Here is a 23,271-nt window from a genome sequence, read left to right as displayed (position 1 = left end):
TCCTTACTTGTCTTCGCCGGCAATGGCATCCAGCCGCTGCAGCACCTTGACCCAGCCGTCGCTCATGTTGCGATAAGCGGTGTCGTTCGTCGGCGTCACGAAGCCCGAATGCACCACGCGCACGCGCGTCCCTGCTTCGACCGGCGTGAGGGACCAGGTGACGACGGTGTCGAGGGCCGAGCCGTAGCCGGTATTGCTGGCGTCGCCGCCCTTCCAGGCGAAGGCGAAGCGCCTGCAAGGAACGACTTCCAGAACGCGGCAATGGATCGTGCCATCCCACGCGCCGGCCGGATTGGTCTTGAACGTGAAGGTATTGCCTTCGACGGCCTCGAAACCGGTGGGCGGCATCAGCCAGCGCGCAATCAGCTGGGCGCTGGTCAGCGCCTTCCAGATCGTCGCGGCGGCGTGAGGGAAGACCTCGTCGATGACGATGTCCTGGGTCTGGTGTTGGGCTTGAGCTTTGGAAGCAGCACTCACGGATCGATCTCCTTCAACAGGTCACGCAGGTTCTGGAAACGCTCGCGCCAGAACACACCGTAATGGTCCATCCAGGTGACCAGCGGTTCGAGCCCCTGCGGCGCGGCGCGGTAATAGACGTTGCGGCCCTCTGCGCGCTCGGCGACGAGGCCCGCCCGTTTCAGCGACTTCAGGTGCTGTGAGATGGCGCCCTGGGTCACGCCGCTGCCGCGCGTCAGCTCGGCGACGGTGATCTCCTTGCACTCGAACACACGCTCGAACACCGCCCGGCGCGTCGGGTCGGCGAGGGCGCGCATCACGGTGGTGACGGGGTTTGAAGCGGTTTCGATCATGTCATTCAATTAGCCTGCACTAATTAATTAGTCAAGACTAATTTGTTCGACTCTATCCTGCTCGCCCTTTAGGTTGACAATGACTGACTAGTCAGTCATATAAATCTGATGATAAAGAAGTCGACCAAGCTCGCCAACAAGTCGGCACAGAGCGCGGAGCCTGCGTCAGCCCGCGGAGAGGTGCCTGGATCGAACCGTGCTGCGCGCGCGCGGGAGCGGCGCACGGCGATCGTGGACGCCGCGATGGAGGAGTTCATCGCCCGCGGTTTTGCCGCAACGCGACTCGACGACATTGCCAAACGCGCCGGCGTCGCCAAGGGCACGATCTACCTGCACTTCAAGGACAAGGAATCGATGTTCGAGGAGCTGGTGCGCATCGTGATCGTGCCTGTCGTGGCACGGCTGACCGCGCTGCCGCCGCCGACGGGCTCGGTGCGCGACCTCATCGAGGCCTTTGCCGGCAACTTCCTGAAAGAGGTCATCGGCACCAGGCGCGGCGATCTGGTGCGGCTGATCGTGGCGGAGGGGCCGCGTTTTCCGGCCGTCGCCGACTTCTACTACCGCGAGGTCGTCTCGCGCGGGATCGCCGCCATGCGCGCGCTGATCGAGCTCGGCATCGCCCGCGGCGAGATCCGGGAGAAGGACCTCGCGCGCTATCCGCAGATACTGATCGCGCCGGCGATGATTGCGGTGATCTGGCAAAGCCTGTTTGCGCGGCACGCGCCGCTCGACGCGCAGGACATGCTGCGCGTTCATCTCGATTTGATTTTTGGCGAACGGAGGACGACATGACGTCGTCACGCGTACTTCCTTCATTTGCATTGGCCATCGTCCTCGTAACCGGTCTCGCCGGATGCCAGGAGAAGCGCGATCCCGGCTTCCAGGGCTGGGTCGAGGCCGACATGATCTTCGTCAGCCCGGACGAAGCGGGGCGGGTGACGAAGCTCAATGTCCGCGAAGGCGACGAGGTCAAGGTCGGCGATCACCTCTATTCCGTCGATGACGATCTCCAGCTTGCCGATCTCAACCAGCAAAAGGCGACGCTCGCCAACGCGCAGCAGACCTATGACCGCGCGGCCTCGCTGAGCAAGACCGGCTCAGGCACGCAGGCCAATCTCGATTCGGCCGTGTCTGCCTTGCGCGTCGCGGAAGCGCGGGTGGCGACGTCGGAGACGCGGATGGCGCGGCGCAAGGGCTTTGCGCCGGTTGCCGGCACCATCCAGCAGATCTATTTCCGCGAGGGGGAGATGGTGGCGGCGCAGCGCCCGGTGCTGTCGATCATGCCGCCCGGCAACATGAAGCTGCGCTTCTTCGTGCCGGAGACCGCGCTGCCGAAGCTTGCGATCGGCGACACGGTGCGGATCGGCTGCGACAATTGCGCGGCCGATCTCACCGCAAAGATTTACTTCATTGCGACCTCGGCCGAATACACCCCGCCTGTCATCTACAGCCTCGATGAGCGCAACAAGCTGGTCTATTTGATCCAGGCGCGGCCGTCGCGCCCCGACGCGCTGCGGGTCGGACAGCCGATCGACGTCTATCTCAATCCGAAGACACCGGTGGCGGACAAGCGATGAATGGCGGCAACGGCATCGCGATCGACGTCAAGGGCCTGACCAAATCGTTCGGTGGCCGCGAGGTCGTGCACGATCTGTCGATGCAGGTGAAGCGCGGCTCGATCTACGGCTTCCTTGGTCCCAACGGCTCGGGCAAGACCACGACCATCCGTATCCTCTGCGGTCTCCTCACCCCGGATAGCGGCGAGGGCACCTGTCTCGGCTACGACATCCGCCGCGATGCCGAAAAGATCAAGCGCCAGGTCGGCTATATGACCCAGCGCTTCAGCCTTTATCAGGATCTCTCGGTGCGCGAGAACCTCGAATTCGTCGCGCGGCTCTATGGCCTTACTGACGCGCGCGGGGCAGCACGCGACATGATCAAGCGGCTCGGGCTCTCGGGGCGCGAGGAGCAGCTTGCGGGCGAGCTTTCCGGCGGCTGGAAGCAGCGGCTGGCGCTGGGTGCCTGCACGCTGCCCAGTCCGAAGCTGTTGCTGCTGGACGAGCCCACCGCCGGCGTCGATCCCAAGGCGCGGCGCGATTTCTGGAACGAGATCCACGCGCTTGCCGCCGAGGGCCTCACCGTACTGGTCTCGACCCATTACATGGATGAGGCTGAGCGCTGCCACGAGATCGCCTATATCGCCTACGGCCATCTGCTGGTGCACGGCACCGTGGAGGAGGTGATCGCGAAATCCGCGCTCTCGACCTACACTGTGACGGGCGAAGACCTGAACGAGCTCGCGGCCGAGCTCACCGGCAAGCCCGGCGTGGATATGGTGGCGCCGTTCGGCACCTCGCTGCACGTTTCGGGGCGGGATGTTGCCGCGCTCGAAGCCAGTATTGCGCCGTGGCGCGAGCGAAGCGGTTTGCACTGGCAGAAGTCGCATCCCTCACTGGAAGACGTGTTCATCGAATTGATGGGGCGCTCCAAGGACAATTTCCAATGAGTGCCGTCGATCATCCCGCACCACAGCACGAAACCCGCGAGCGCTTCGGCTTCCTGCGGCGCTCCTATGCGATGCTGATCAAGGAGTTCATCCAGCTGAGGCGCGACCGCGTGTCGTTCGCGATGATCGTGATGCTGCCGGTGATGCAGCTCATGCTGTTCGGCTATGCCATCAACACCACGCCGCACCATCTGCCGAGCGCGGTGCTGCTCCAGGAGGACTCCGATCTCGCCCGCTCGATCCTGAAAGCTCTGGAGAACACCGCCTATTTCCGCTTCCTCTACGAGGTGCACGATGTCGAGGATTTCGACAATCTGCTGAAATCCGGCAAGGTGCTGTTCGGCGTCGAGATCCCGCGCGGCTTCGAGCGTGCGGTGCGGCGCGGCGACAGGCCGGCGCTGCTGGTTGCGGCCGATGCCACCGACCCCGTGGCGGCGAGCGCGGCGATCGGCTCGCTCGGCATGGTGGTGCAGACCGCGCTTAAGCACGATCTCTACATCGGCGATCCCCCGGAGATGCCGTTCGAGATCCGTGCGCATGCCCGCTATAATCCGGCCGCGGCCTCCAGCCTCAACATCGTGCCGGGCCTGGTCGGCACCATCCTCACCATGACCATGCTGATCTTCACCGCGCTGTCGGTCACGCGCGAGGTCGAGCGCGGCACCATGGAGAGCCTGCTGTCGATGCCGATCAAGCCGGTCGAGGTGATGTTCGGCAAGATCGTGCCCTACGTGCTGGTCGGCTTCGTGCAGGCGTTCCTCATCATCGGAATCGGGGTTGGCCTGTTCGGCGTCCCCGTGCTCGGCAATCTGTTCCTGCTGGCGCTGCTCTCGACGCTGTTCATCACCACCAATTTGTCGATCGGTTACACGATCTCGACGGTGGTGCAGAACCAGCTCCAGGCCATGCAGATGTCGATGATGTTCTTCCTGCCGAGCATTCTTCTGTCCGGATTCATGTTTCCCTTCGCGGGCATGCCGACCTGGGCGCAATATCTCGGCGAATGCCTGCCGCTGACGCATTACCTTCGCATCGTCCGCGCCATCATGTTGAAGGGCGCGACCATGCAGAATCTGCATTTCGACGCCCTGGCACTGGCGATCCTGATGGCGCTCGCCATGACCATCGCCGTGACGCGCTTCCGCCGCACGCTGGATTGAGGCACAATGCCCCGGAATCGAGGGGCGGGAATGGTCAGATTTGCCAGTAGGAGCACACGGCAGCACGCCGTGCTATCGGAGGATTTCGAGCGCGAGCTGACACGCGAAGTGCTGCGCACCGAGCTGCTCCGGGTGCGGGCGCTGATCATGACAGGCTGCGTCATGATGGTGCTGCTCACCGCGATCTATTTGATCGACCCCAGTGTGGTGAACCGGGTGTGGCGCGGAACGGAAGGGCTTGTCGAGGTCTACGGCCTGCTCGGCGGCTTCATCCTGTTCGAGGTTTGGGTCCACACCCAGATCAGGAAGAACCTCCGCCTCGATCGCGACCTGCCGGTGATCCGGCGCTATATCGGCACGCTAATCGAGACTTCGCTGCCCACGGTGATCCTGATCCTGCAAACCCGAACCATGGGCGCGAGCCAGGCTCTCGGTTTCGCCGTGCCGCTGATGTACTTCATCTTCGTCATCCTCTCGACCTTGCGGCTCGACTTCTGGCTCTCTGCGTTCACAGGCTTCGTCGCGGCAGCCGGGCTCCTGTCCGTCGCGCTGCTCTACAACGCGGCCGACGAGGCCGGCGAACCCCTGATCTATTTCCACGCTGTGCGCAGCATCGTCATCCTGATCTGTGGCGCGCTGGCGGGCGCGGTCGGCGCCCAGCTGCGCCGCCAGTTCGCCGCGAGCATCGCGGCTGCGACCGCGCGTGACCGGGTGACGAACCTGTTCGGCCAGCACGTCTCTCCGCAGGTGGTGGAGCGGCTGATGGCGGCGGGAACCAGCGGTGGCGGTGACGTCCGCCGCGTCGCGGTGATGTTCGTCGATTTCCGCGGCTTCACGGCGGGCGCGCAGTCGCGTACCCCACAGGAGGTGGTCGACCGGCTCGATGGCGCCTTTGCGGTGCTGGTCGACATCCTCGATCGTCAGGGCGGCATCGTGAACAAGTTTCTCGGCGATGGCTTTCTCGCGCTGTTCGGCGCGCCGCTAGAAGCCTCAGATGCCGCGCATCGCGCGGTTGCCGCAGGCCGCGAGATGCTGAGTGCGATGGACCGCATCAACGCACAGACGAGCTGGCCGTTGCGCATCGGCATCGGCATCCATTTCGGCGAGGTCGTCGCCGGCAATATCGGCTCGCCCCGGCGCAAGGAATACACCGTCATCGGCGACACCGTGAATTTCGCCTCGCGGCTGGAGGCACTGAACAAGGAGTTCGGCTCGCAGCTCCTGATTTCCGCGACCGTGCGCGAGGCGCTGGGCAACGACGGTGACGACGCCGTTGCGCTTGGCGAGGTCGAGGTGCGCGGCTACGAGCGGAAGGTGGCGGTGTTTCAGCTCGGCTGAAGGGACCTTCAAATGTGAGTCGCGTTTCGTTGAAGCGAGCCGCGGTTCGTTGAAGGCTTCTAAAATCTCTTCCGCGATTGCTCCGATTGCTCCGAATTTTGGGGCATGACGAGCGATATCGCCGGCCTATAGACTGCCGGCGATGCGGCCCGTTGCGGCCGCAACTTGCATAAGGGATCGAAGATGCAGCGCCGCTACATCACCGTCGACGTGTTCACCGACCGCGCCTTCGGCGGCAACCAGCTCGCCGTGGTGCTCGACGCCGGCGGGCTCACGACCGCGCAGATGCAGACGATCGCGACCGAGTTCAACTATTCCGAGACCACCTTCGTGCTGCCGCCGCGCGACAAGGCTCATGACGCCGAGGTGCGTATCTTCACGCCGGTCCGGGAGATGCCGTTTGCGGGCCATCCCAATATCGGCACCTCCTTCGTGCTGGCGAGCCTTGCGAAGGAGCCGAAGCCGCGCCTGCTGTTCGAGGAGATAGCGGGGCTCGTGCCGGTCGAGATTTTCCGGGAGCAGGGAAAGGTGATCAGCACCGAGCTGACCGCGCCGCAGCCGCTGTCGCGGCTTGCGCAGCTTTCGGCCGCGGATGTCGCGGCCTGCATCTCCCTGACTGCCGATGACATCAGGACCGATCGCCATGCGCCGCAGGTCGTCGGCGTCGGAACGCCCTTCGTGGTGGTGGAAGTGCGTTCGCGCGATGCGCTGAAGCGGGCCAGGTCCGACGCGGCGGCCTTCGGCAGGCTCCTGCCGCGAGATGGTGCAGTCTCGGTGTGGTTCTATACGCGCGATGTGCCCGCGGCGGAGGCGCCCAGCGAGATCCAGGCGCGGATGTTCATGCGGGGCGCCGGCGGCTTCTCCGAGGATCCCGCCACCGGCAGCGCCACGGTTGCCGCGGCCGCACTGTTCGCTGACCTCGATCCGATACGCGATGGCGAGCTCAAGCTCACGGTCGGCCAGGGTTTTGATATGGGCCGGCCGAGCATCCTCTCAACGCGCGTGCGCAAGCAGGACGGCAAGATCGTCTCCGCCCATGTCGGCGGCAGCTGTGTGCAGATGATGGAGGGGACTTTCAAGCTGGCGGGGGAGGGCTGAACTCAATCCATCGTCATGCCCGGCCATGACGGAGAAAGGCGTTCAGACCTGCCTCCCAACCAAATTCCGCACCGCAACCCCATCGCGCTCCTCGATGATCTCCGCGATCATCTGGCGGTGGCAATGGGTGTGATCCCTTTCGTAGCAGAGCAGGCACACGGGACCGGCCTTCTTCACCAGCGCCGAGAGCTCGTCCATCGCTTCCCTGGCCTCGGGCGCCTTTAGGTGCTTTGAGAAAATCCTCTCGAGCACGTCGTACTGACCGCTGCGCGCGGCGAGCCGACCCTCTTTCGGCGTGCCGAGCGCGGCGAGGTGGACATAGGCGATGCCACGTTCGTCGAGCCCTGCCGACAGCTGCTTCTTGGAAAAGCCCGGCCGGCGCGAGGATGTCACCGCGCGCACGTCAACCACGAGCTTGACGCCAGCCTCTGCCAGCTCATCCAGCACCGCCTTGGGCGGCGTCTGCTCATAGCCGATGGTGAACAGCTTCTTCGCCTTTGCCATGGATCACCTCAGCTCACCCTTGCGATCAGCTCCATGGCGCCGGCGGGTGCGCGCACCTTGCCCTCGTGGATGACGTAGGCGAACACGTCACGCGGCTCCTTCTTTGGCTTGGCCTTGTCAACTTTGGGCAGGTCGTCCGGTTCACCGCCCGAAGCCCAGGCTTCAAAGCGCTCGGCCCAGGCATCGAGCTGCTTGGGCGGGTAGCAGGTCTTGATCTCGTCATTGCCCTTCTGCAGCCGGGCATAAACGAAATCACCGGCGACGTCGGCGATGGCTGGATATTTGCCGTGCTCGGCGAACACAACGGGCGTCTCGAACTCGCGGATCAGCGCCACGAAGTCCGGCGTGCAGAAGCTGTCGTGGCGGACCTCGACCACGTGGCGCAGCGCGCGTCCCTCGAGCTTGCGCGGCAACAGTTCGAGGAACTTGCCGAAATCGGCGCCGTCGAATTTCTTGGTCGGCGCGAACTGCCACAGCACCGGCCCGAGACGGTCGCCGAGTTCCAGCACGCCGGAATCATAGAACCGCTTGATGGAATCGCCCGCTTCCGCCAGCACCCGGCGGTTGGTGGCGAATCGCGGTCCCTTCACTGAGAACACGAAACCGTCGGGCACCTCGCTCGCCCATTTGCGAAAGCTCTCCGGCTTCTGCGAGCCGTAATAGGTGCCGTTGATCTCGATCGAGGTCAGCTTCGAGGCCGCGTAGGACAGCTCCTTCGCCTGCGTCAGCTTCTCCGGATAGAACACGCCGCGCCAGGGCTCGAAGGTCCAGCCGCCGATGCCGATGAAGATGTTGCCTGACTTTTTGGACGCAGTTTTTGCTTTGGCCACGGCAGGATCTCGCATCGACGTGGAGGGGATGCCGTCATCCTAATCAAACCAGTTGTGATTGGCCAGTTGCTGCGTCCCGTCTAAGGTCGCGGCGGGATCTGCGAAAAAGGAGAAAAAGATGCGGATGCTGATGGTGGGAGCGGCGCTCGTCATGATGACATCTGCTGCCATGATATCTCCGGTCATGGCGGATGACGACGATGCGAAGGGTGCGCAGAAGCTCGCCATGCAGGGCCGCGACGATTACTGGCATTGCCTGGCGCGGGAATATTCGCGCGACAGCAATCGGGGAATGACGGAACAGGATTTTGGCCGTTCGGTCGCGGGTGCCTGTCCGTCGGAGCGGCAATATTACCGGGTGGCGCTGCTCGACTATCTCACCACGCAATATCCGAACATCGATGCCGGCGCCCATCTCGCTACCGCGAACAGGGCAGTGGAGGCCGCGCAGAAGGACATCGTGACGGCCTTCGTCAAGCAGAGGCCGCCGGCGAAGTAGGCAATGGGGAGTGGCGAATAGCTGGTCGTGCGGAAGTCCGGGACGCCATTCGCTTCTCGCCATCGCCCCGGGCCCTTCCGGCTCCGCGCGCATCCGTGATATCACGGGGCGTATCTGGAACAGGGGTGGGTTTCCATGGCGTCTGAGTCGGTAGGGGGCATTTTGGGCGTGATCGCTGCCGCGATCGTGCTTGCAGTCGCCGTCGTGTTCGGGCCGATTGGCCAGTACGGCAAGCCACCCAAGCCGGCGAAAGTCGAGCCGGCCCCGGCTGCGGCACCCGCAGCCCCGGCCGCGCCGGCGCCGCGCGGGCCGATCATCCGGGAAGTGCCCAACCAATAAGACACGAAAATCGTGGTTTTCGCCCCTTGCGACGCCGTCTTGTCATTCCTATCTAGGCTTTAACGGCGCCGTTGAGCGAAAAACTCCGGCGTTGGGACGACCTTGGAATAGCTTGGGCTCGCGCCGGATGTACGCGCGGCCCGCCGTTCCGGGGTCGTTGGCATTTTAGGGCCCCTTTTGGGCCCTTGCCCGGACACCCCCGGCTTCGCAGCATAAAACCTGGCAGCGCAGAACTTGGCAGCGCAGGACGCGGCGGATATACGCTGCCGTCATGAATGAAGCGATCAGACCGAGCTCCGATAATCCGCTGCAGGCTCTCGAAGGGCCGGAACTGTCGGTCATCGTCCCGACCTTCAATGAGCGCGACAATGTCACGGTGCTGTACCGGCGGCTGGAGGCGGTGCTCGCCAACGTCGCCTGGGAGGTCGTGTTCGTCGACGACAATTCGCCTGATGGCACCTGGGACGTCGTGCGCGCGCTGGCGCAGCAGGACAGCCGCGTGCGCTGTATCCGCCGCATCGGCCGCCGCGGCCTTTCGGGCGCCTGCATCGAGGGCATCCTGGCGTCCAGCGCGCCCTATGTGGCCGTGATCGACGCCGACCTCCAGCACGACGAGACGCAACTGCCGAAAATGCTGCTCTTGCTCGCAAGCGACGAGGCCGACCTCGTGGTCGGCAGCCGCTACATCGAGGGCTACAAGAGCGAGGGCTTCAACAAGCAGCGCGCCGGCGCCAGCGCGCTGGCGACCGAGTTCGCCAGGAAGATGCTGCGGGTCGAGATCGCCGATCCCATGAGCGGCTTCTTCATGATCCGCCGCGATCGTTTCGAGCAGCTCGCGCCGAAGCTTTCCGTGCACGGCTTCAAGATCCTGCTCGACGTCGTCGCGACCGCGCACGGCGGCTTGCGGGCGGTCGAGATTCCCTACACTTTCGGCGCCCGTCAGCACGGCGAGAGCAAGCTCGATTCCATGGTCGCGCTCGATTTCCTTGGCCTCGTGCTGGCCAAGCTGAGCAACGACATCGTCTCGCTGCGCTTCATCCTGTTCGCCATGGTCGGCGGCATCGGCCTCGTGGTGCATCTCACCACGTTGTTCATTGGACTTCAGCTGTTCAAGGCGCCGTTCGCGGAGGCGCAGGCCGCCGGCGCCATCGTCGCCATGACCAGCAATTTCGTCCTCAACAACTTCCTCACCTATCGCGACCAGCGGCTGAAGGGCTTTGCCCTGCTGCGCGGCCTGATCGCCTTCTACATCGTGTGCAGTGTGGGCCTGCTCGCCAATGTCGGCGTCGCCTTCTCGGTGTATGACCAGGAGCCGATCTGGTGGCTGGCCGGCATGGCCGGTGCGCTGATGGGCGTGGTGTGGAACTACGCGATGTCAGGCCTATTCGTCTGGCGCAAGAAATAACCCACGATGGGCGGGGCTGACGCGCGGATCGTCCGCAATACCGTGCTGCTGATTCTGGCGCTGGTGGCCCTGCGGCTCGTCGCGGCCGCGTTCACGCCGATCACCTTCGACGAAGCCTATTACTGGATGTGGTCGAACAACCTCGCCGGGGGCTATTACGACCATCCGCCGATGGTCGCCTATGTCATCCGCGCCGGCACCATGATCGCCGGCGATACCGAGCTCGGCGTCCGCCTCGTCTCGATCCTGCTCGCACTGCCGATGAGCTATGCGATCTACCGCTCCGCTGCGATCCTATTCGGCGGCGCGCGCGTGGCGGCGACCAGCGCCATCCTGCTCAACGTAACCATGATGGCCTCCGTCGGCACGCTGATCGTGACGCCGGATGCGCCGCTCCTGGTCGCATCCAGCTTCGTGCTGTTCTTCCTCGCAAAAGTACTGGAGACCGGCCGCGGCGTCTGGTGGCTTGCGGTCGGCGCGGCCGTCGGTGCGGCACTGCTGTCGAAATACACGGCGATGTTCTTTGGCGCCGGGATCCTGATCTGGCTCGCTTGCGTGCCGAAGCTGCGGCGCTGGTTCCTCTCGCCCTGGCCCTATCTCGGTGGTCTCGTTGCGCTGGCGCTGTTCTCGCCGGTGATCCTCTGGAACGCGGACCATCAATGGGTCTCGTTCGCAAAGCAGCTTGGGCGCGCGAAGATCGAGGACTTCCGACCCGTCTTCATCGCCGAGCTGATCCCGACCCAGATCGCGTTCGCAACCCCGCTGGTCTTCATCCTTGGCGCGATGGGTCTGCATGCGCTGACCTGGCGCCGGGCCGGCGCACTGGCCTCGCGCGTGCTGATCGAGGCGATGTTCTGGACCATCGTCGCCTATTTCGTCTGGCATTCGCTGCATGCCCGCGTCGAGGCCAACTGGTTCGCGCCGGTCTATCCGCCCTTCGTCATCGCCGCGGCCGCTGCCGCCAACCTCGTGCAATGGAAGCCGCACCAGCGCCGCCTGGTGGATTTCTGCCTGCGCTGGGCCGCGCCTGTCGGCATCGTGATGTTTGCAGCGCTCATCGTGCAAGCCAACACCGGCTGGCTGTCCGGTTATCGCCGCGATGCCACCGTGCGCAGCGTCGGCGTCGGCTGGCGCGAGCTGGCTGCCGAAATCGAAGCCGTGCGCGCGCGCCATGGCGCGACCTGCGCGCTCGCGCAGGACTACGGCACCACGGGCTGGCTGGCCTTTTACTTGCCCCGTGGCACCTGCGTGGTGCAGCAGAACCAGCGCATCCGCTGGGTCAACATGGGCGAGCCAGATCCAAAGCTGCTGGCGGGCAAGCTGCTCTATGTCGACGAGCTGCGCCCGGACGGTCATCCCGTCCTCAACGACCTCTTTGCGAAGGTGACGCAGGTCGCGCAATTGCAGCGCAAGCGCGGCCCGCTCGTGGTCGAGACCTACAGCGTCGATCTGCTGGAGGACGCCAAGGGCGACGTGCTGGACCGCTCACCGCCGCCGGAAGCAAGGTAGCTGTTTGTCATCCCCGCGAACGCGGGGATCCATACCGCGTGATCTATCGATGAGCGCAGGTGCTTGTACCGCGCAAAAAGCTCCCACTAACAGTCTTCGCCAAACTTCTCCGGCGTTCGCCGGGACGACAGCGGAGTGTTTTGTGGGGCCGACGCCTCAGTCGATCATCTCGGCCCTGGCCGCAGCCTGGCCCGGGCCGCCGTGATCGCGCCAGAACCACACGGTCACGACGCCGGAGCGGCCACGGACCTGGGCCAGCAGGGGCCCCGACAGGACGCCGTCGGGAGCCCCGTGGAAGTCGGCCGTATCCAGCAGCGTATTGCTCAGGGCGAGTCGTGCATCGTTCTGGACGGCGACTTCCATCAGCCGGCTCGCAACGTTGACCGTGTCGCCTGTCGCCGTAATGTGCTGGTGACTTTCGCCGAGGCGGGAGGCGACGATCTCGCCGAAATGCGCGCCGATCTTGAATCCGAGCTGACTGCCGATCGCTGAGGGCAGCGAGGCGATCCAGTGTTCGACGCCGCGATGCAGGTCGATCGCGCATTTGAGCGCGCGCGCGGCGTCATCGGGCATCGCGGCCGGCAGACCGAACAGGATCATGGCGCCGTCGCCGAGAAAGCCGGTGATCATGCCGCCGCAATCGACCGCGGCCTTGTCGATCCGCGCGTGAAACGCCTGCAGGATCTCCTGAAGCGCGTCCGGATCGATCCGTTCGCTCAAGGGAGTGAAACCGGAGAGATCGATGAAGACGATTGCGGCGTCTTGCCGGACCGGCTTGGACAGGAAATTCGGATCGCGCGCCAGCCATTCCTGCACGGCCGGTGCCTGGAATTGTGCGAGAGACCTGCTCTTGGCGGCGAGATATTGCGTGCGGCGGCCTCCGGCCCACAGCTGCACACCGGCAAAGATCGCAACCGGCGGCACCGCGGCGGCGAGCGTGGTTGCCGCATTCAGCCAGACGCCATGCGTGAACGCGAAGGCATTGAGGCCGGCCCAGGCGATCATCACCGCGGCCGCCGCCATGATGCCGAGCGCGCTGCGCCGCCAGGCCAGCAAGCCGACCAGCAGCATCGGCAGCAGGATCGCAGCGAGCGCGTCGGCGATATGGACCCTGTGGTCGCGCACGATGCCGTCGCCGGCAACGAGATGGGTGATCGCAGTTGAGACCACCTCGACGCCGGGCATCAGGGAATCGAACGGTGTCGGATAGAAGTCGCCGCCGCCGGCGACCGAGGCGCCGATCACGACGATCCGGTTCTCGATCGCGGCGCGATTGAGCGTGCCGTCGAAAATGCTCTGCGCGCTCACGGTGCGGATGGTGCGACGCGGACCGTAATAGGTGATCGGCAGCGCGAAGTCGGTATCGGTCGGCACTGCGCGATCGCCGAGCATGAGATGATCGGGCGCGATCGTCAGCGGCTTGTCGAGCGCGCGCGTCGCGACGCGCAACGGGAACGACAGCTCGACCTTGTCGCGGGTCCGGAACAGCATCGGCACCGAGAGCGGCGATCCCGATTGTCCGGTCGCGACATTGACGATGCCGACCTCGGCGTGGTCGGCGAACGCAGGCAGCGGCAGCAGGAAACGTTCAGCTTGCGGCAGCACGGCGAGGGGACCTGCGCTGCCGGACGCCACGTTTTCGCTGGCGGAGGGGAAGATCGCCGCGGCGGCGAGCACCATGGGCCCGCTGGCGAGCGTGTTTGCCAGCGTGGCGTCGCCGATCGCAGCGCTGCGGTCGACCAGCAGGAGATCGATCGCGACGACCTTCGGCTTGAACTGCACGATGGTGTCGACGACGCGGGCGAGATCGGCGCGCGGCAGCGGATAGCTGCCGCCGCGCTTCACCACGGTATCGTCGATCGCGACGATGGTGACGAGATCGGGCGGACGCTGCACCCCGCGGACCTGGGTTCGCCAATCGGTCAGCGTTGCTTCGAGGCGGTCGAGAAAGCGCAGATGGCCGCCCGCGTGCGCGGCAAAGATGCCCGCGCCCCACAGCGCGGTGAGGGCGAGTGCCACCAGGATCTGAACGCGTCTGGTCATTACGTCGTACTGCAATCTTCTTTTTCTACGGGACCTGCGGGCCGAGGTCTATTGACCAGGTCTTATTGACCAAGTCTTGCCATGAGAGCGTCGATGCGCGGCTGGCCCCACTGCTTCACCGTCAAAGGTCCGGTCGCTTCCACGTCGACGCCTTCGCCGGGGCCCAGCACGACGCCGCGCCCACGAGCCCTGCGGCTGACGCCGACACGGCCGTCGGCGACGAAGACGGAGGTCTTGGCCTCAGCGACATCGACGGCCCATCTGGTGCCGCGCACCGCGGCAATCGCCTGCGGCGTCAGCACCTTGAAGGGATTGCCGCCCGGCTTCCTGGGCACTTCGACCAGTAGGGCTTTGCTGCTCAACTCGACGGAGTCAATATGTCCGTCGCGGTTGGCGTCCTTTAGTTCAAATCTGGCGCCACTTTCCGCAACGATGGTGATGCCGTTGTCGCAGCGCCAGGTCTGCGTGCCTGCGGCCGAGGCCGACGATGTGCAAGCTGCATTGGCAGGCTGCGCGGCCGCGTATCCCATCAACAACGACGACGCCAGAGCAAGATATCCGGCGCGCGCGAACCTTCTCATGCCAGCCTCCGTTTGCATGCCCGGCACAATTCAAGGCGATGTTGATACGGTACCGTATCACACGCAGAGGCTGCTGAAAAGTGCCGCTTTACGAGCTATTTTCTTGCCCAGGCCTTTTCCAGAGCGGTGCGATCAACTTTCGGTCAGGGCACGGTCGCCGTGAGCGGTCCGAGCGCGCTGTGTGACGTGCGTGATCTTGCCCGCCGTTCTCGTGTCACCCGCGCGCCGGCGGGAAGGTCAGTGCACCAGCCTCGCGCAACGCTTCCCCGCTATCTTCCGGGTATCGAAGGCCACGAAAACGACTTGGTTGGGTGGCCCAAGAAAGGCGGCCGGAGACGACCTCTGAATGCGCCGATCCTGCCGAGAATTATAGTTAACAGACGCGGCTAAGTCCGTAGTTCTGCGGACTTTTTTCTCGAAATGGGACGACGTTCACGAGCTGCCGCACATCTGCCCGAACTTAATCCGCATTTAACTAAAAGTCGCCTTAATGACGCTCCGACCCTCTGCGAGATGCTGTTTCCGGATCGTGACCAGCGGCACTTCGAAGGGGGACTGAGTGACACCGTCCTGGACGCAAGGCGAATGAGTACGAGTATCGCTGCGCAGAGTAACGCGGCACGGAAGTCCAAGAATTCTCTTCGGAAGTCTTCCCGGAAAATGACCACGACCAATTGGCTTGGCGCCGCGGCCATCGGCTGCGTCGTGATGGGTGCCGGCTGGACTATCTACAGCAACGTCTTCGGCGCGAGTGTCTATCCGGCCGTCGGCGGCATTGGCTACGACGAGCCGGTGATCAAGCGTGCGCCCAAGGTCGCGCTGCGCGAGGCCGGCGACGCCATCAAGGAAGCTTTTGCGCTCCTGCCTGACCGGTTGCAGGTCGCCGCCCCGATCTCGCGTGAGATGTTCAACGAGCGCTTTGCTGCCGCTGCGACCCAAGGCGTGGCATCGAACGCGGCCAGCGCGGCGCCAGCGACCCAGGTTGCGGTGGCCAAGGACGCGCCGAAGCAGAGCGTGATCGCGAAGGTCGCGGAAGCACTGAAGCCGTCGGCCCCGGCCAAAATTGCTGAGAAGGCCGCTGACAAGACCGGTGACAAGGCCAAGCGCGCTCCGGATGCCCAGATGCAGCTCGCCTCGGCCGATCCGGCCCAGATCGTGCCGGCACCGGAAGCGAAGAAGTCGTTCGCCGATCGTGCCAAGGCCGCGGTGATGTCGATCACCGGTCCGCGGCAGTCGATGGTCGAAAAACTCTGGGGCAAGCGCGAGCCGTCCGGCGGGCTGCTGGCCTATGCCTCGGCCGATGCCAGCGTGACCGCGTCCATCGCGCCGAAGGAGCAGAACCCGATGTTGGGCGGTGCGCCGCCCTATGAGCGGGACACCGCGGTCTACGACATCACTGCCAAGACGGTGTATCTGCCCGACGGCACCAAGCTCGAAGCGCATTCCGGCCTCGGCTCCAATCTCGACGATCCGCGCTCCCAGCGCACGCGCATGCGCGGCGTGACGCCGCCGCACATCTACACGCTGAAGCCGCGCGAAGCGCTGTTCCACGGCGTGCCCGCGTTGCGCCTGACCCCGATCGGCGGCGAGAGCGCGATCTACGGCCGTGACGGCCTGCTTGCCCACACCTTCATGCTCGGGCCGAACGGCGATTCCAACGGCTGCGTGTCGTTCAAGGACTATTACGCGTTCCTCGACGCCTACCGCAACAAGGGCATCCGCAAGCTTGCGGTGCTGGCGCGGGTGGATTGAGGCGCAACGCGCCTCACCGCTTTCTGCACAATCAGCGTTTGACGAAAACCAGGTTGCAGGCGCGCGCCTCGTTGCGCTTGCCGCTCCCGCGGGTGCGATCGAACTGCGCGTCGACCGTAAAGGCGTAAGGCGAGCCGGGCGCAAGGTTGTTGAGGGTGTACGCGCTTGCCCCCGTTGTGCCGCGCGCGCTCAACGTCGTCTTGCCGTCGGCCGGGATCTGGCCGTCGATCTCCAGGCGGTTGACGCCATCCTTGCTCTGAGCCTCGGCGTGAAACACGCCGTTGGTCACGGTGCCCGCCAAGGGCCTGGTGAAGCCCTGCGCCTTGCCCGAAGCCGGGCAGTTCAGCGTCACGTCCCAAGTGCCGTCGAAGTCCTTGCTGCCGCCGGCGCGGGTGTTGGTCGCAGGCGCCAGCGCCACCTTCTGCTTCAGGCCCTCGATCCGCGCCTTGGCGAGACTGGCGAAGCTGCAGCTGGAAAATCGCGTCAGATGGTCCTCGAAGGCGCTGGCGGTGCCGATGGTATCGGCAGCCTTCCAGTGCGCCTCTGCGGATGCGCAAGGGTCGGCCCGCGGCGCGATTTGCGGAGCCCCGGGTGCGATCGTGACCGACACCGGCCCATTCAGGTAGAACTTGCCGATGATCGACAGCGACAACTCCGGGAGCTGCGTCTTGCCGCTGGCATCATAGACGTCGCTGCTGATGTCGCGAAACACATCGCCGATCTCCTGCGGCTCTTCGATGTGCTTGAGGAACGCGGCCGTATAGGGGCTGTTGCGGCCGACGCCGTCCGCCGCGGTCTGCCCCGATTGCGTCGAGAACGACACGATCGTGCCGCGCGGCGCTTCGACCTTCGACAGGCCGCGCCCGATCGAGGCGGCCCGCGTCGCGGAGCGTTTGAGAGTTTCCGCCAGCGGATTGTCGCGACAGGAATCGAGCACCAGGATGCGCAGGTTCTTGGCTTGCTGCAGGTCGTTCACGATGTCGTCGACCCGCACGAAACGTTTGAGGTCGGCCTCATCGGTCAGCGTGGCGTCGACAGGCATCAGATAGTTCACGCCGTTGTACTGCATCGCATGGCCGCTGTAATAGAATATGGCGACGTCAGCTCTGCTCGCGGCGCGCGCGAAGCGGATGGTCAGATCCTGCATGTCGGCTTGGCGCAGGTCGATGCCCTGGATCACCTCGAAGCCGCTGCGCCTCAGCGAGGCTGCGACGTCCTCGGCATCGTGTGACGGGTTGGGAAGTTGCGCCGTCGAGGCATAAGCGCCGTTGCCGATCACCAGTGCCACCCGCGTATCCGCAGATGCAGTGTCGGGAGACAGCCAGCCGGCGAGGAGGGCCAGGCAAAATAAAGATGAGCACAATCTGGAAAGAGCACGCATGAATGCCTTCCAAGAAAATATCGAAAAATATCCCTCCAGATTAGCGCATGCCGCGCCGACTTCAATGCCTTCGCCGGGAAAACGCTCAGATTTCGCGACCGTGACGTCCGGTCACGCTGCCATCGTCTTGCGCAGGGCCATCTCGGTCGCAATCGCTTCCCGCACGGCCGGCCGCGCCTGCATGCGCCCGAGATAGGCTGACAGGGGCGGCCATTGCGCGATGTCGACGCCTGTGGGACGGAGCAGCAGCAAGGCCCAGGTGAGGTGGGCATCCGCGACGGTGAAGCTGTCGCCGACGAGGAATTCGCGCTCCGCCAGATGCGCCGACGGCACCGACAATGTCTGCGTGATTCTGGCGCGTGGCTTGGCGAGCGAGCCATCGTCCTTGTACCAGAAGGTCGGAAACAGAAACGCCTTGTGGATCTCGGCGCCGATGAAGCTCAGCCATTCCTGCAGGCGATAGCGATCGGGATCGCCGAACGCCGGCGCAAGGCCAGCCTTCGGCTTCACGTCTGCGATGTATTGCAGCACCGCCGCGCTCTCGGTCAGCCGTTCGCCGTTCTCCAGCACCAGGACCGGCACCGCGCCCTTCGGCGACACGCCGAGGAAATCGCTGCCGTCGTCCACGACCTGCTTGGTCCAGATATGGGCGAGGTGATACTGCGCCTCGATACCGGCCTCCATCAGCGCGATGCGACTCGAGAGCGAGCAGGCCATCGGAAAGAAATAGAGTTGCAGCATCGGATGCTCCGTCAAATCAGCGCATCGCTGCGCGCGATGATCGCGAAGCGGTCCGAGAGCTCGGCCAGCGCGACCGCGTGAATCGTCCGGGCATCCAGTGTGCCGCCGCGGCCATCCGGCAGGTCACGGGTGGCGCAGGCATCGGCCGCGATCGTCGTCCGCAGGCCGAGGTCGAGCGCGGCGCGGGCGGTCGAGGAGATGCACATGTGGGTCATGAAGCCGGCCAGCACGATGTTCTTGCATCCGGTCGCGGCAAGCCGGGCTTGCAGATCGGTGCCGGCGAATGAGTTCGGCAGCGCTTTCTCGATCACGGGCTCGCCTGCTTGCGGCGTCAGGCGATCAACGATCGCGCCGCGCGCCGCCTCGCGGTCGAACAGGCCGCCGGCGCGGCCCTTGTGCGCGACATGGATGATCGCAGCGCCGCTCTCCCGTGCCCGCGCCAGCAGGCGCGCCGCCGCGGCGATCGCCGGCTGTGCATCGGGAAGGGCCAACGGGCCGGCGCAATATTCGTTCTGGATGTCGATCAGCACGAGGCAGGCCTCGTTGAGCTTCGGCGGATCGAGATCGGCGCCGGCGAGTTCGAGCAGGGTCTTGGGAGCGGTCATGCTGGTCAGGCCTTCCAGGGAGATCGGATGGCCTCACACTAGCGCAGCATGGGCCTGCCATTGTGCAGGACTATTGCAGCTTATGGCTGCAGATTTGCAGGACACGGCATCGCCTGCTAGGCTCGCCCGGATGAACTGGGACGATCTGCGCATCATTGCCGCGGTGAGGGACGAGGGCACCTATGCCGGCGCCAGCGCGCGGCTGCGCATCGACGAGACCACCGTCGGCCGCCGGCTCGCACGCATTCAGCGCGATCTCGGCGTGCTGCTGTTCGATGCCGTGGACGGCCAGCGCCGTCCGACGCGCCATTGCGAGGCGGTGCTCGAGCATGTCGGCGCGATGGCCGGCCATGTCGCGGCGATCGACCGCATCAAGGAGAGCCAGCCCGGCCCGGTCGGCCGCCTGCGCATCGCCTCGACCAACGCGGTCGCCGAAGAGCTGTTGGCGCCGCACGCGAGCAGCTTCCTGCGCGATCATCCCGGCCTGACCCTGCAATTCCTAACGTCCAGCGGCAACGTCAAATTCTCGCGCTGGCAGGCCGACCTCGCCATTCGCCTGCGCAAGCCGGAGAAGGGTGACTTCACCATCTCCAGGCTCGGCGATGTCAGGCTGTATTTCTTCGAGCCCGCCGACCGCACCGGCGGCGAGCCGGTCGCCTGCATCTATCCCGATGAGCTCGACACCATTCCCGAACAGCAGTTCTTGCGCGCGAAGCGGCTGACGAACGTTCGCTGCATCACCGACAACGTCCGCATCATCAGGACCATGATCCGGTCGCATCAGGCCGTCGGCGTGCTGCCCGAGCACAGCTGCGAAGGCCTGTTCGCCGACCGCAGCCTGCGCGCGACGCTGCTGCCGAGGCGGCGCGACGTCTGGCTCTTGGTGCAGAACCACCTCAAGCGCGATCCCGCGACACGCGTGACGATCGACTGGGTGAGGGCGTGTTTCCAGGAAACTTCGCGCGCTTGACGTCATATGACGCTGTGATCATCGCGTCACACTGCGCAAGCTGTGTCGAAAAAATTTCGAGCTCCCCCTTGCAACCCGAACGTGCTTCGTCTATTAGCCCGCTCCTTCGCTAGGCCATGTGTCCGGGCTCTCTGAGATCCCGGCTGGCGCGATCCGGTCTCCGGTCTCGTGTTCCGCCGAATGAAGACGCAGGATGTAGCTCATGGAGAGCGCCGGAGTAAAATCTGGAGGCATCGGTTCGATTCCGATTTCTTGTACCAACCAAAGGATAGCTCAGTTGGGTAGAGCAGGTGACGTTAATCATCGGGTCGCGGGTTCGAATCCCGCTCCAGCGCTACGGGGCAGCCTGAAAAGCTGACACCTCTGACGAGGACCGGACGCGCGCTTCAGTCGCAGTCCGGCCGTTTTGCCGCAAGGCTTTCCGTCCGAACCTAGACACTGTGAGACCGGCTTTGCGCCGCGGGTAGATACCGCTTGCGTTGATGCCGGGTGGCTCCGCTCGGCCGCGCGACACCCGTCGCGCGATCGCGCGCGTGCGCCCGTCGTCATGCGAGCTCAAGCCTCGGTCCGTTGATCTCTCAGGAAGCGTCGTCCGCGTCCTCAAATCCTTTGCAAACGAAACCTGTTGTCCGGCATCCGGCCGGACGCAAACCGATGGAGGCGTGCCATGACTTCGAACAAGAGCTGGCATTTGCTGATGCTGAACGTGACGGTCAAGGATGGCGAGCGTGCGCTGCTCACGCGCAACGGGCAGCTCGTGCGCGTGCTCGCGCCCGGCAGGCACCGGCTGTTCGATCCCCTGCACGAGCTGAAGGCCGAGGTGCTCGACGTGGTCCGCAGCGAGTTCTCTGCGGATCGCTATGCGGTGCTGAAGGCCGCACGGCCTGATCTGGCCGCCGAGCTGTTCGAGGCGGTCGAGACCAAGGCGGACGAGATCGCCATCGTCAGCCTCGACGGCCGGCCCGTGCATCTGATGACGCCCTGGCAGGTGCGCGTCTACTGGAAGGTCGCAACGAGCGTCGATGTCGAGCGCATCGATGTGTCCAGCGATGTCAGGGTCGGCGCGCGGCATCTGGCCATGATCGAGCGTAACCGCTCGGCCGTGACGTCAGAGACGGTGGTCGAGAACCACGAGGCGGGCCTGCTCTATGTCGAGGGCCGGCTCGTCGAGCGGCTCATGCCCGGTCGGCACGCCTTCTGGACCGTCGGCCGCAAGATCGAGGTGAAGCGCCTCGACCTGCGGCCCCAGGCGGTCGAGATCACCGCGCAGGAGATGCTGACCAAGGACCGCATCGCGCTGCGGGTGACGCTGACGGCGTTCCGTAAGGTGGTCGATCCCGAGCGGACGGTTGCGACCGTGCCCGACGTGGATGCGTGGCTGTACCGCCTGGTGCAGTTCGCGATCCGGGAGGCGGTTGCGGGCCGGACGCTGGACGAGGTGCTGTCTGCGAAGGCGGCGCTGGATGCGGAGCTGCGCGACTATGTGCGCGCACGCGTCGCGGAGTCCGGTGTCGAGGTCACCGAGCTCGGCGTCAAGGACGTGATCCTGCCCGGCGAGATCCGGGAGCTGGTGAACAAGGTGGTGGAGGCGGAGCGGGTCGCCAAGGCGAACCTGATCCGCCGGCAGGAGGAGACCGCGGCGACGCGTTCGCTTCTGAACACCGCCCGCCTGATGGAGGAGAACCCCCTGCTGCTGCGGCTCAAGGAGCTGGAGTCGCTGGAGCGGCTGGTCGAGAAGGTCGGCCGCATCGACCTCCACGCCGGGAACGGCGAGGGTCTCGATGCCCTTCTGACCCGGCTCGTGCGCCTGAAGGCGCCCGAGAGCGCATGAAACGAAGGGCCGCCCACGGGCGGCCCTTCACATGTCCGTTGTCGCCGCGTTGCCGTGAACGTGCGACAGTGCTTGTGCGACCAAAATCACGGAGCCCGGGATTGCACGCGCGCAAAGGTTGCGTAATCTCGCGACGAGTCTTGATCAGGGCAAGTGCATGACCACTGTTTCGGAAACGATTCGGCCGTCGCGAGCGCAATCGCGGGAATGGAAGGTGATCGTCATCCTGATCCTGCTGGTCCCGGTGCTGTGGTCCCCGCTGATCCTGTTTCGCTTCGTCCTCTATCAGCCGTTCAGCATCCCCTCCAATTCGATGGCGCCGACGCTGATGGTCGGTGACTACGTCTTCGCCGCGAAATATGCCTATGGCTACGGCCGGTATTCATTGCCGTTCGCGTCGTCCTGGATCTCGGGCCGCGTCTTTGCTGCCGACCCGGAATACGGCGACATCGTCGTGTTCCGGACGGCAAAGGACAGCTCGGTCGACTACGTCAAACGCGTGGTCGGGCTGCCCGGCGACCGCATCCAGGTGCGGCAGGGCCAGCTCATCCTCAACGACCGGCCGGTGACGCGCGTCGCGCTCGAGGACGGGCTCGCCGACAACGCCTGCGGTGGGGATGGCGGCGTCAGGGTCAAGCGTTGGCGCGAGACGCTGCCCAGCGGCGCGTCCTATGTCACCAACGACTGCCTCGACAACGGTTTCCTGGACAACACCAACGTCTTCACGGTGCCGCCGGGCCATTTCTTCGTGCTCGGCGACAACCGCGACAATTCCACCGACAGCCGCATGATGTCGACGTTCGGTTTCGTGCCGATGGACAATCTCGTCGGCAAGGTGACGCGCATCTTCTGGTCGCTCGACGAAGATGGCGAGCCGCACATCGAGCGGCTGGGCAAGGTGGAGTGAGGCGTGCCCGTCATTCCGGGCTCGCGCCCAAGAGGGCGCGCCCCGGAATGACGAGGGGAGAGAGTTGCTCCCAAAAACAAAAACCCCGGCATCGCTGCCGGGGTTTCGTAGTTCTTGAGGTGGTTGGACTTTAGAAGTCCATGCCGCCCATGCCGCCGCCCGGGGGCATCGCGGGACCGGCGCCGCCCTTCTTGGGCAGCTCGGCGACCATGGCTTCCGTGGTGATCAGGAGCGCGGCCACCGAGGCAGCGTTCTGGATCGCGGTACGGACCACCTTGGTCGGGTCGATGATGCCCTTCTTGACGAGGTCGGCATATTCGCCGGTCTGGGAGTCGAAGCCGTAATTGTAGGTCTTGTTCTCCAGGATCTTGCCGACGATCACCGAGCCGTCTTCACCGGCGTTGATCGCGATCTGGCGAGCGGGAGCCGACAGCGCCTTGCGCACGATCTCGACGCCGGTCTT

25 protein-coding genes and 2 tRNA genes are annotated in these 23,271 nt (G+C 64.9%); 16 read left to right on the top strand and 11 right to left on the bottom strand.

Features of this window, described 5'->3' with window-relative positions:
* Positions 1-3: 3 nt before the first annotated feature.
* On the bottom strand, positions 4-477 hold the full coding sequence (locus RAD10_RS30360; protein WP_461620377.1) for an SRPBCC family protein: 474 nt from the start codon (positions 475-477) through the stop codon (positions 4-6).
* Positions 474-809 carry an ArsR/SmtB family transcription factor gene (locus RAD10_RS30355; RefSeq protein WP_461620376.1) on the bottom strand — a complete coding sequence of 112 codons (336 nt, stop codon included), beginning with the start codon at positions 807-809 and terminating at the stop codon, positions 474-476. Before RAD10_RS30355 ends, RAD10_RS30360 begins: the two co-directional genes overlap by 4 nt.
* Positions 810-917: 108 nt before the next feature.
* Between RAD10_RS30355 and RAD10_RS30350 the strand changes: the two genes are divergently transcribed.
* From RAD10_RS30350 to RAD10_RS30325, 6 genes are all read left to right on the top strand, one after another.
* The gene (locus RAD10_RS30350) at positions 918-1,601 is read left to right on the top strand and encodes a TetR/AcrR family transcriptional regulator (RefSeq protein WP_461620375.1); all 684 of its coding nucleotides are present in this window, start codon (positions 918-920) and stop codon (positions 1,599-1,601) included.
* Entirely contained in the window at positions 1,598-2,386 is a 789-nt protein-coding gene (locus tag RAD10_RS30345) for an HlyD family secretion protein (RefSeq protein WP_461620374.1), read from the top strand. The genes RAD10_RS30350 and RAD10_RS30345 overlap by 4 nt, the downstream gene beginning before the upstream one ends.
* Complete coding sequence (locus RAD10_RS30340) at positions 2,383-3,315, top strand: ABC transporter ATP-binding protein (protein WP_461620373.1); 933 nt, start codon at positions 2,383-2,385, stop codon at positions 3,313-3,315. The genes RAD10_RS30345 and RAD10_RS30340 overlap by 4 nt, the downstream gene beginning before the upstream one ends.
* The gene (locus tag RAD10_RS30335) at positions 3,312-4,475 is read left to right on the top strand and encodes an ABC transporter permease (protein WP_461620372.1); all 1,164 of its coding nucleotides are present in this window, start codon (positions 3,312-3,314) and stop codon (positions 4,473-4,475) included. The genes RAD10_RS30340 and RAD10_RS30335 overlap by 4 nt, the downstream gene beginning before the upstream one ends.
* 30 nt (positions 4,476-4,505) lie before the next feature.
* Positions 4,506-5,813 carry an adenylate/guanylate cyclase domain-containing protein gene (locus RAD10_RS30330; protein ID WP_461620371.1) on the top strand — a complete coding sequence of 436 codons (1,308 nt, stop codon included), beginning with the start codon at positions 4,506-4,508 and terminating at the stop codon, positions 5,811-5,813.
* A gap of 183 nt (positions 5,814-5,996) precedes the next feature.
* Positions 5,997-6,911 carry a PhzF family phenazine biosynthesis protein gene (locus tag RAD10_RS30325; protein WP_461620370.1) on the top strand — a complete coding sequence of 305 codons (915 nt, stop codon included), beginning with the start codon at positions 5,997-5,999 and terminating at the stop codon, positions 6,909-6,911.
* 42 nt (positions 6,912-6,953) lie between these two features.
* Here the strand turns inward: RAD10_RS30325 and RAD10_RS30320 are convergent, their stop codons facing one another.
* From RAD10_RS30320 to RAD10_RS30310, 3 genes are read right to left on the bottom strand one after another with little or no spacing between them, the layout of a single operon-like run.
* Positions 6,954-7,415, bottom strand: a complete 462-nt coding sequence (locus RAD10_RS30320; RefSeq protein ID WP_461620369.1) for a DUF488 domain-containing protein — start codon at positions 7,413-7,415, stop codon at positions 6,954-6,956.
* Positions 7,416-7,423: 8 nt separating this feature from the next.
* The gene (locus RAD10_RS30315; protein ID WP_461620368.1) at positions 7,424-8,260 is read right to left on the bottom strand and encodes a DUF72 domain-containing protein; all 837 of its coding nucleotides are present in this window, start codon (positions 8,258-8,260) and stop codon (positions 7,424-7,426) included.
* 24 nt (positions 8,261-8,284) lie between these two features.
* Positions 8,285-8,416, bottom strand: coding sequence for a hypothetical protein (locus RAD10_RS30310; RefSeq protein WP_256375077.1), 132 nt, complete (start codon positions 8,414-8,416; stop codon positions 8,285-8,287).
* Between RAD10_RS30310 and RAD10_RS30305 the strand changes: the two genes are divergently transcribed.
* The 4 genes from RAD10_RS30305 to RAD10_RS30290 all read left to right on the top strand — a co-directional run bounded on the left by RAD10_RS30305 (position 8,364) and on the right by RAD10_RS30290 (position 11,997).
* Positions 8,364-8,744: a hypothetical protein gene (locus RAD10_RS30305; protein WP_092259166.1), complete on the top strand. Its 381-nt coding sequence runs from the start codon at positions 8,364-8,366 to the stop codon at positions 8,742-8,744. The two genes, RAD10_RS30310 and RAD10_RS30305, sit on opposite strands and share 53 nt — an antisense overlap.
* Positions 8,745-8,879: 135 nt before the next feature.
* Positions 8,880-9,083 (top strand): hypothetical protein, encoded by a 204-nt coding sequence (locus tag RAD10_RS30300; RefSeq protein ID WP_028142922.1) that lies wholly within the window; start codon positions 8,880-8,882, stop codon positions 9,081-9,083.
* Between the two features lie 271 nt (positions 9,084-9,354).
* Entirely contained in the window at positions 9,355-10,488 is a 1,134-nt protein-coding gene (locus tag RAD10_RS30295; RefSeq protein WP_461620367.1) for a glycosyltransferase family 2 protein, read from the top strand.
* Positions 10,489-10,494: 6 nt separating this feature from the next.
* On the top strand, positions 10,495-11,997 hold the full coding sequence (locus tag RAD10_RS30290; RefSeq protein ID WP_461620366.1) for a glycosyltransferase family 39 protein: 1,503 nt from the start codon (positions 10,495-10,497) through the stop codon (positions 11,995-11,997).
* A gap of 156 nt (positions 11,998-12,153) precedes the next feature.
* On the opposite strand, the gene RAD10_RS30285 is transcribed toward RAD10_RS30290, so the two are convergent.
* Both RAD10_RS30285 and RAD10_RS30280 read right to left on the bottom strand, forming a co-directional pair.
* Entirely contained in the window at positions 12,154-14,040 is a 1,887-nt protein-coding gene (locus RAD10_RS30285) for a CHASE2 domain-containing protein (RefSeq protein ID WP_461620365.1), read from the bottom strand.
* A 62-nt stretch (positions 14,041-14,102) separates the two neighbouring features.
* Positions 14,103-14,621 carry a FecR domain-containing protein gene (locus RAD10_RS30280; protein ID WP_461620364.1) on the bottom strand — a complete coding sequence of 173 codons (519 nt, stop codon included), beginning with the start codon at positions 14,619-14,621 and terminating at the stop codon, positions 14,103-14,105.
* A gap of 660 nt (positions 14,622-15,281) precedes the next feature.
* Between RAD10_RS30280 and RAD10_RS30275 the strand changes: the two genes are divergently transcribed.
* Positions 15,282-16,373, top strand: coding sequence for a DUF2778 domain-containing protein (locus RAD10_RS30275; protein WP_461620363.1), 1,092 nt, complete (start codon positions 15,282-15,284; stop codon positions 16,371-16,373).
* A gap of 31 nt (positions 16,374-16,404) precedes the next feature.
* On the opposite strand, the gene RAD10_RS30270 is transcribed toward RAD10_RS30275, so the two are convergent.
* The 3 genes from RAD10_RS30270 to RAD10_RS30260 form a co-directional block, all read right to left on the bottom strand.
* Positions 16,405-17,754 (bottom strand): caspase family protein, encoded by a 1,350-nt coding sequence (locus tag RAD10_RS30270; RefSeq protein WP_461620362.1) that lies wholly within the window; start codon positions 17,752-17,754, stop codon positions 16,405-16,407.
* 111 nt (positions 17,755-17,865) lie between these two features.
* Positions 17,866-18,495 (bottom strand): glutathione binding-like protein, encoded by a 630-nt coding sequence (locus RAD10_RS30265; protein WP_461620361.1) that lies wholly within the window; start codon positions 18,493-18,495, stop codon positions 17,866-17,868.
* 11 nt (positions 18,496-18,506) lie between these two features.
* Positions 18,507-19,100 (bottom strand): cysteine hydrolase family protein, encoded by a 594-nt coding sequence (locus tag RAD10_RS30260; RefSeq protein ID WP_461620360.1) that lies wholly within the window; start codon positions 19,098-19,100, stop codon positions 18,507-18,509.
* Positions 19,101-19,230: 130 nt separating this feature from the next.
* Between RAD10_RS30260 and RAD10_RS30255 the strand changes: the two genes are divergently transcribed.
* From RAD10_RS30255 to lepB, 5 genes are all read left to right on the top strand, one after another.
* A complete protein-coding gene (locus RAD10_RS30255) occupies positions 19,231-20,070 on the top strand; it encodes a LysR family transcriptional regulator (RefSeq protein ID WP_461620503.1) in 840 nt (279 codons plus the stop codon).
* A gap of 188 nt (positions 20,071-20,258) precedes the next feature.
* Positions 20,259-20,330: transfer RNA gene (locus RAD10_RS30250), tRNA-Leu, on the top strand.
* A 7-nt stretch (positions 20,331-20,337) separates the two neighbouring features.
* A tRNA-OTHER gene (locus RAD10_RS30245) sits at positions 20,338-20,404 on the top strand.
* Positions 20,405-20,737: 333 nt separating this feature from the next.
* Positions 20,738-21,901 (top strand): slipin family protein, encoded by a 1,164-nt coding sequence (locus RAD10_RS30240; RefSeq protein WP_461620359.1) that lies wholly within the window; start codon positions 20,738-20,740, stop codon positions 21,899-21,901.
* 157 nt (positions 21,902-22,058) lie between these two features.
* Positions 22,059-22,808: a signal peptidase I gene (lepB, locus tag RAD10_RS30235; RefSeq protein ID WP_461620358.1), complete on the top strand. Its 750-nt coding sequence runs from the start codon at positions 22,059-22,061 to the stop codon at positions 22,806-22,808.
* 130 nt (positions 22,809-22,938) lie between these two features.
* Here lepB and RAD10_RS30230 read toward each other — a convergent pair.
* Positions 22,939-23,271 (bottom strand): TCP-1/cpn60 chaperonin family protein (locus tag RAD10_RS30230; protein WP_461620357.1); only part of this gene is annotated, 333 nt, incomplete at its 5' end.

It is taken from the genome of Bradyrhizobium sp. 23AC, from assembly GCF_054863025.1.
Note: the sequence above shows the minus strand (reverse complement) of the source record. Positions and strands in the feature narration are given on the sequence as shown.

Excerpts from the sequence above, each read along its gene's own strand:
- RAD10_RS30355 (WP_461620376.1), bottom strand. The coding sequence starts at position 809 with ATGATCGAAACCGCTTCAAACCCCGTCACCACCGTGATGCGCGCCCTC.
- RAD10_RS30275 (WP_461620363.1), top strand. The coding sequence starts at position 15,282 with ATGACCACGACCAATTGGCTTGGCGCCGCGGCCATCGGCTGCGTCGTG.
- RAD10_RS30335 (WP_461620372.1), top strand. The coding sequence starts at position 3,312 with ATGAGTGCCGTCGATCATCCCGCACCACAGCACGAAACCCGCGAGCGC.
- RAD10_RS30330 (WP_461620371.1), top strand. The coding sequence starts at position 4,506 with ATGGTCAGATTTGCCAGTAGGAGCACACGGCAGCACGCCGTGCTATCG.
- RAD10_RS30270 (WP_461620362.1), bottom strand. The coding sequence starts at position 17,754 with ATGCGTGCTCTTTCCAGATTGTGCTCATCTTTATTTTGCCTGGCCCTC.
- RAD10_RS30255 (WP_461620503.1), top strand. The coding sequence starts at position 19,231 with ATGAACTGGGACGATCTGCGCATCATTGCCGCGGTGAGGGACGAGGGC.
- RAD10_RS30350 (WP_461620375.1), top strand. The coding sequence starts at position 918 with ATGATAAAGAAGTCGACCAAGCTCGCCAACAAGTCGGCACAGAGCGCG.
- RAD10_RS30300 (WP_028142922.1), top strand. The coding sequence starts at position 8,880 with ATGGCGTCTGAGTCGGTAGGGGGCATTTTGGGCGTGATCGCTGCCGCG.
- RAD10_RS30265 (WP_461620361.1), bottom strand. The coding sequence starts at position 18,495 with ATGCTGCAACTCTATTTCTTTCCGATGGCCTGCTCGCTCTCGAGTCGC.
- RAD10_RS30295 (WP_461620367.1), top strand. The coding sequence starts at position 9,355 with ATGAATGAAGCGATCAGACCGAGCTCCGATAATCCGCTGCAGGCTCTC.
- RAD10_RS30345 (WP_461620374.1), top strand. The coding sequence starts at position 1,598 with ATGACGTCGTCACGCGTACTTCCTTCATTTGCATTGGCCATCGTCCTC.
- RAD10_RS30305 (WP_092259166.1), top strand. The coding sequence starts at position 8,364 with ATGCGGATGCTGATGGTGGGAGCGGCGCTCGTCATGATGACATCTGCT.
- RAD10_RS30340 (WP_461620373.1), top strand. The coding sequence starts at position 2,383 with ATGAATGGCGGCAACGGCATCGCGATCGACGTCAAGGGCCTGACCAAA.
- RAD10_RS30290 (WP_461620366.1), top strand. The coding sequence starts at position 10,495 with ATGGGCGGGGCTGACGCGCGGATCGTCCGCAATACCGTGCTGCTGATT.
- RAD10_RS30320 (WP_461620369.1), bottom strand. The coding sequence starts at position 7,415 with ATGGCAAAGGCGAAGAAGCTGTTCACCATCGGCTATGAGCAGACGCCG.
- RAD10_RS30310 (WP_256375077.1), bottom strand. The coding sequence starts at position 8,416 with ATGGCAGCAGATGTCATCATGACGAGCGCCGCTCCCACCATCAGCATC.
- RAD10_RS30285 (WP_461620365.1), bottom strand. The coding sequence starts at position 14,040 with ATGACCAGACGCGTTCAGATCCTGGTGGCACTCGCCCTCACCGCGCTG.
- RAD10_RS30325 (WP_461620370.1), top strand. The coding sequence starts at position 5,997 with ATGCAGCGCCGCTACATCACCGTCGACGTGTTCACCGACCGCGCCTTC.
- RAD10_RS30240 (WP_461620359.1), top strand. The coding sequence starts at position 20,738 with ATGACTTCGAACAAGAGCTGGCATTTGCTGATGCTGAACGTGACGGTC.
- RAD10_RS30315 (WP_461620368.1), bottom strand. The coding sequence starts at position 8,260 with ATGCGAGATCCTGCCGTGGCCAAAGCAAAAACTGCGTCCAAAAAGTCA.
- lepB (WP_461620358.1), top strand. The coding sequence starts at position 22,059 with ATGACCACTGTTTCGGAAACGATTCGGCCGTCGCGAGCGCAATCGCGG.
- RAD10_RS30280 (WP_461620364.1), bottom strand. The coding sequence starts at position 14,621 with ATGAGAAGGTTCGCGCGCGCCGGATATCTTGCTCTGGCGTCGTCGTTG.
- RAD10_RS30260 (WP_461620360.1), bottom strand. The coding sequence starts at position 19,100 with ATGACCGCTCCCAAGACCCTGCTCGAACTCGCCGGCGCCGATCTCGAT.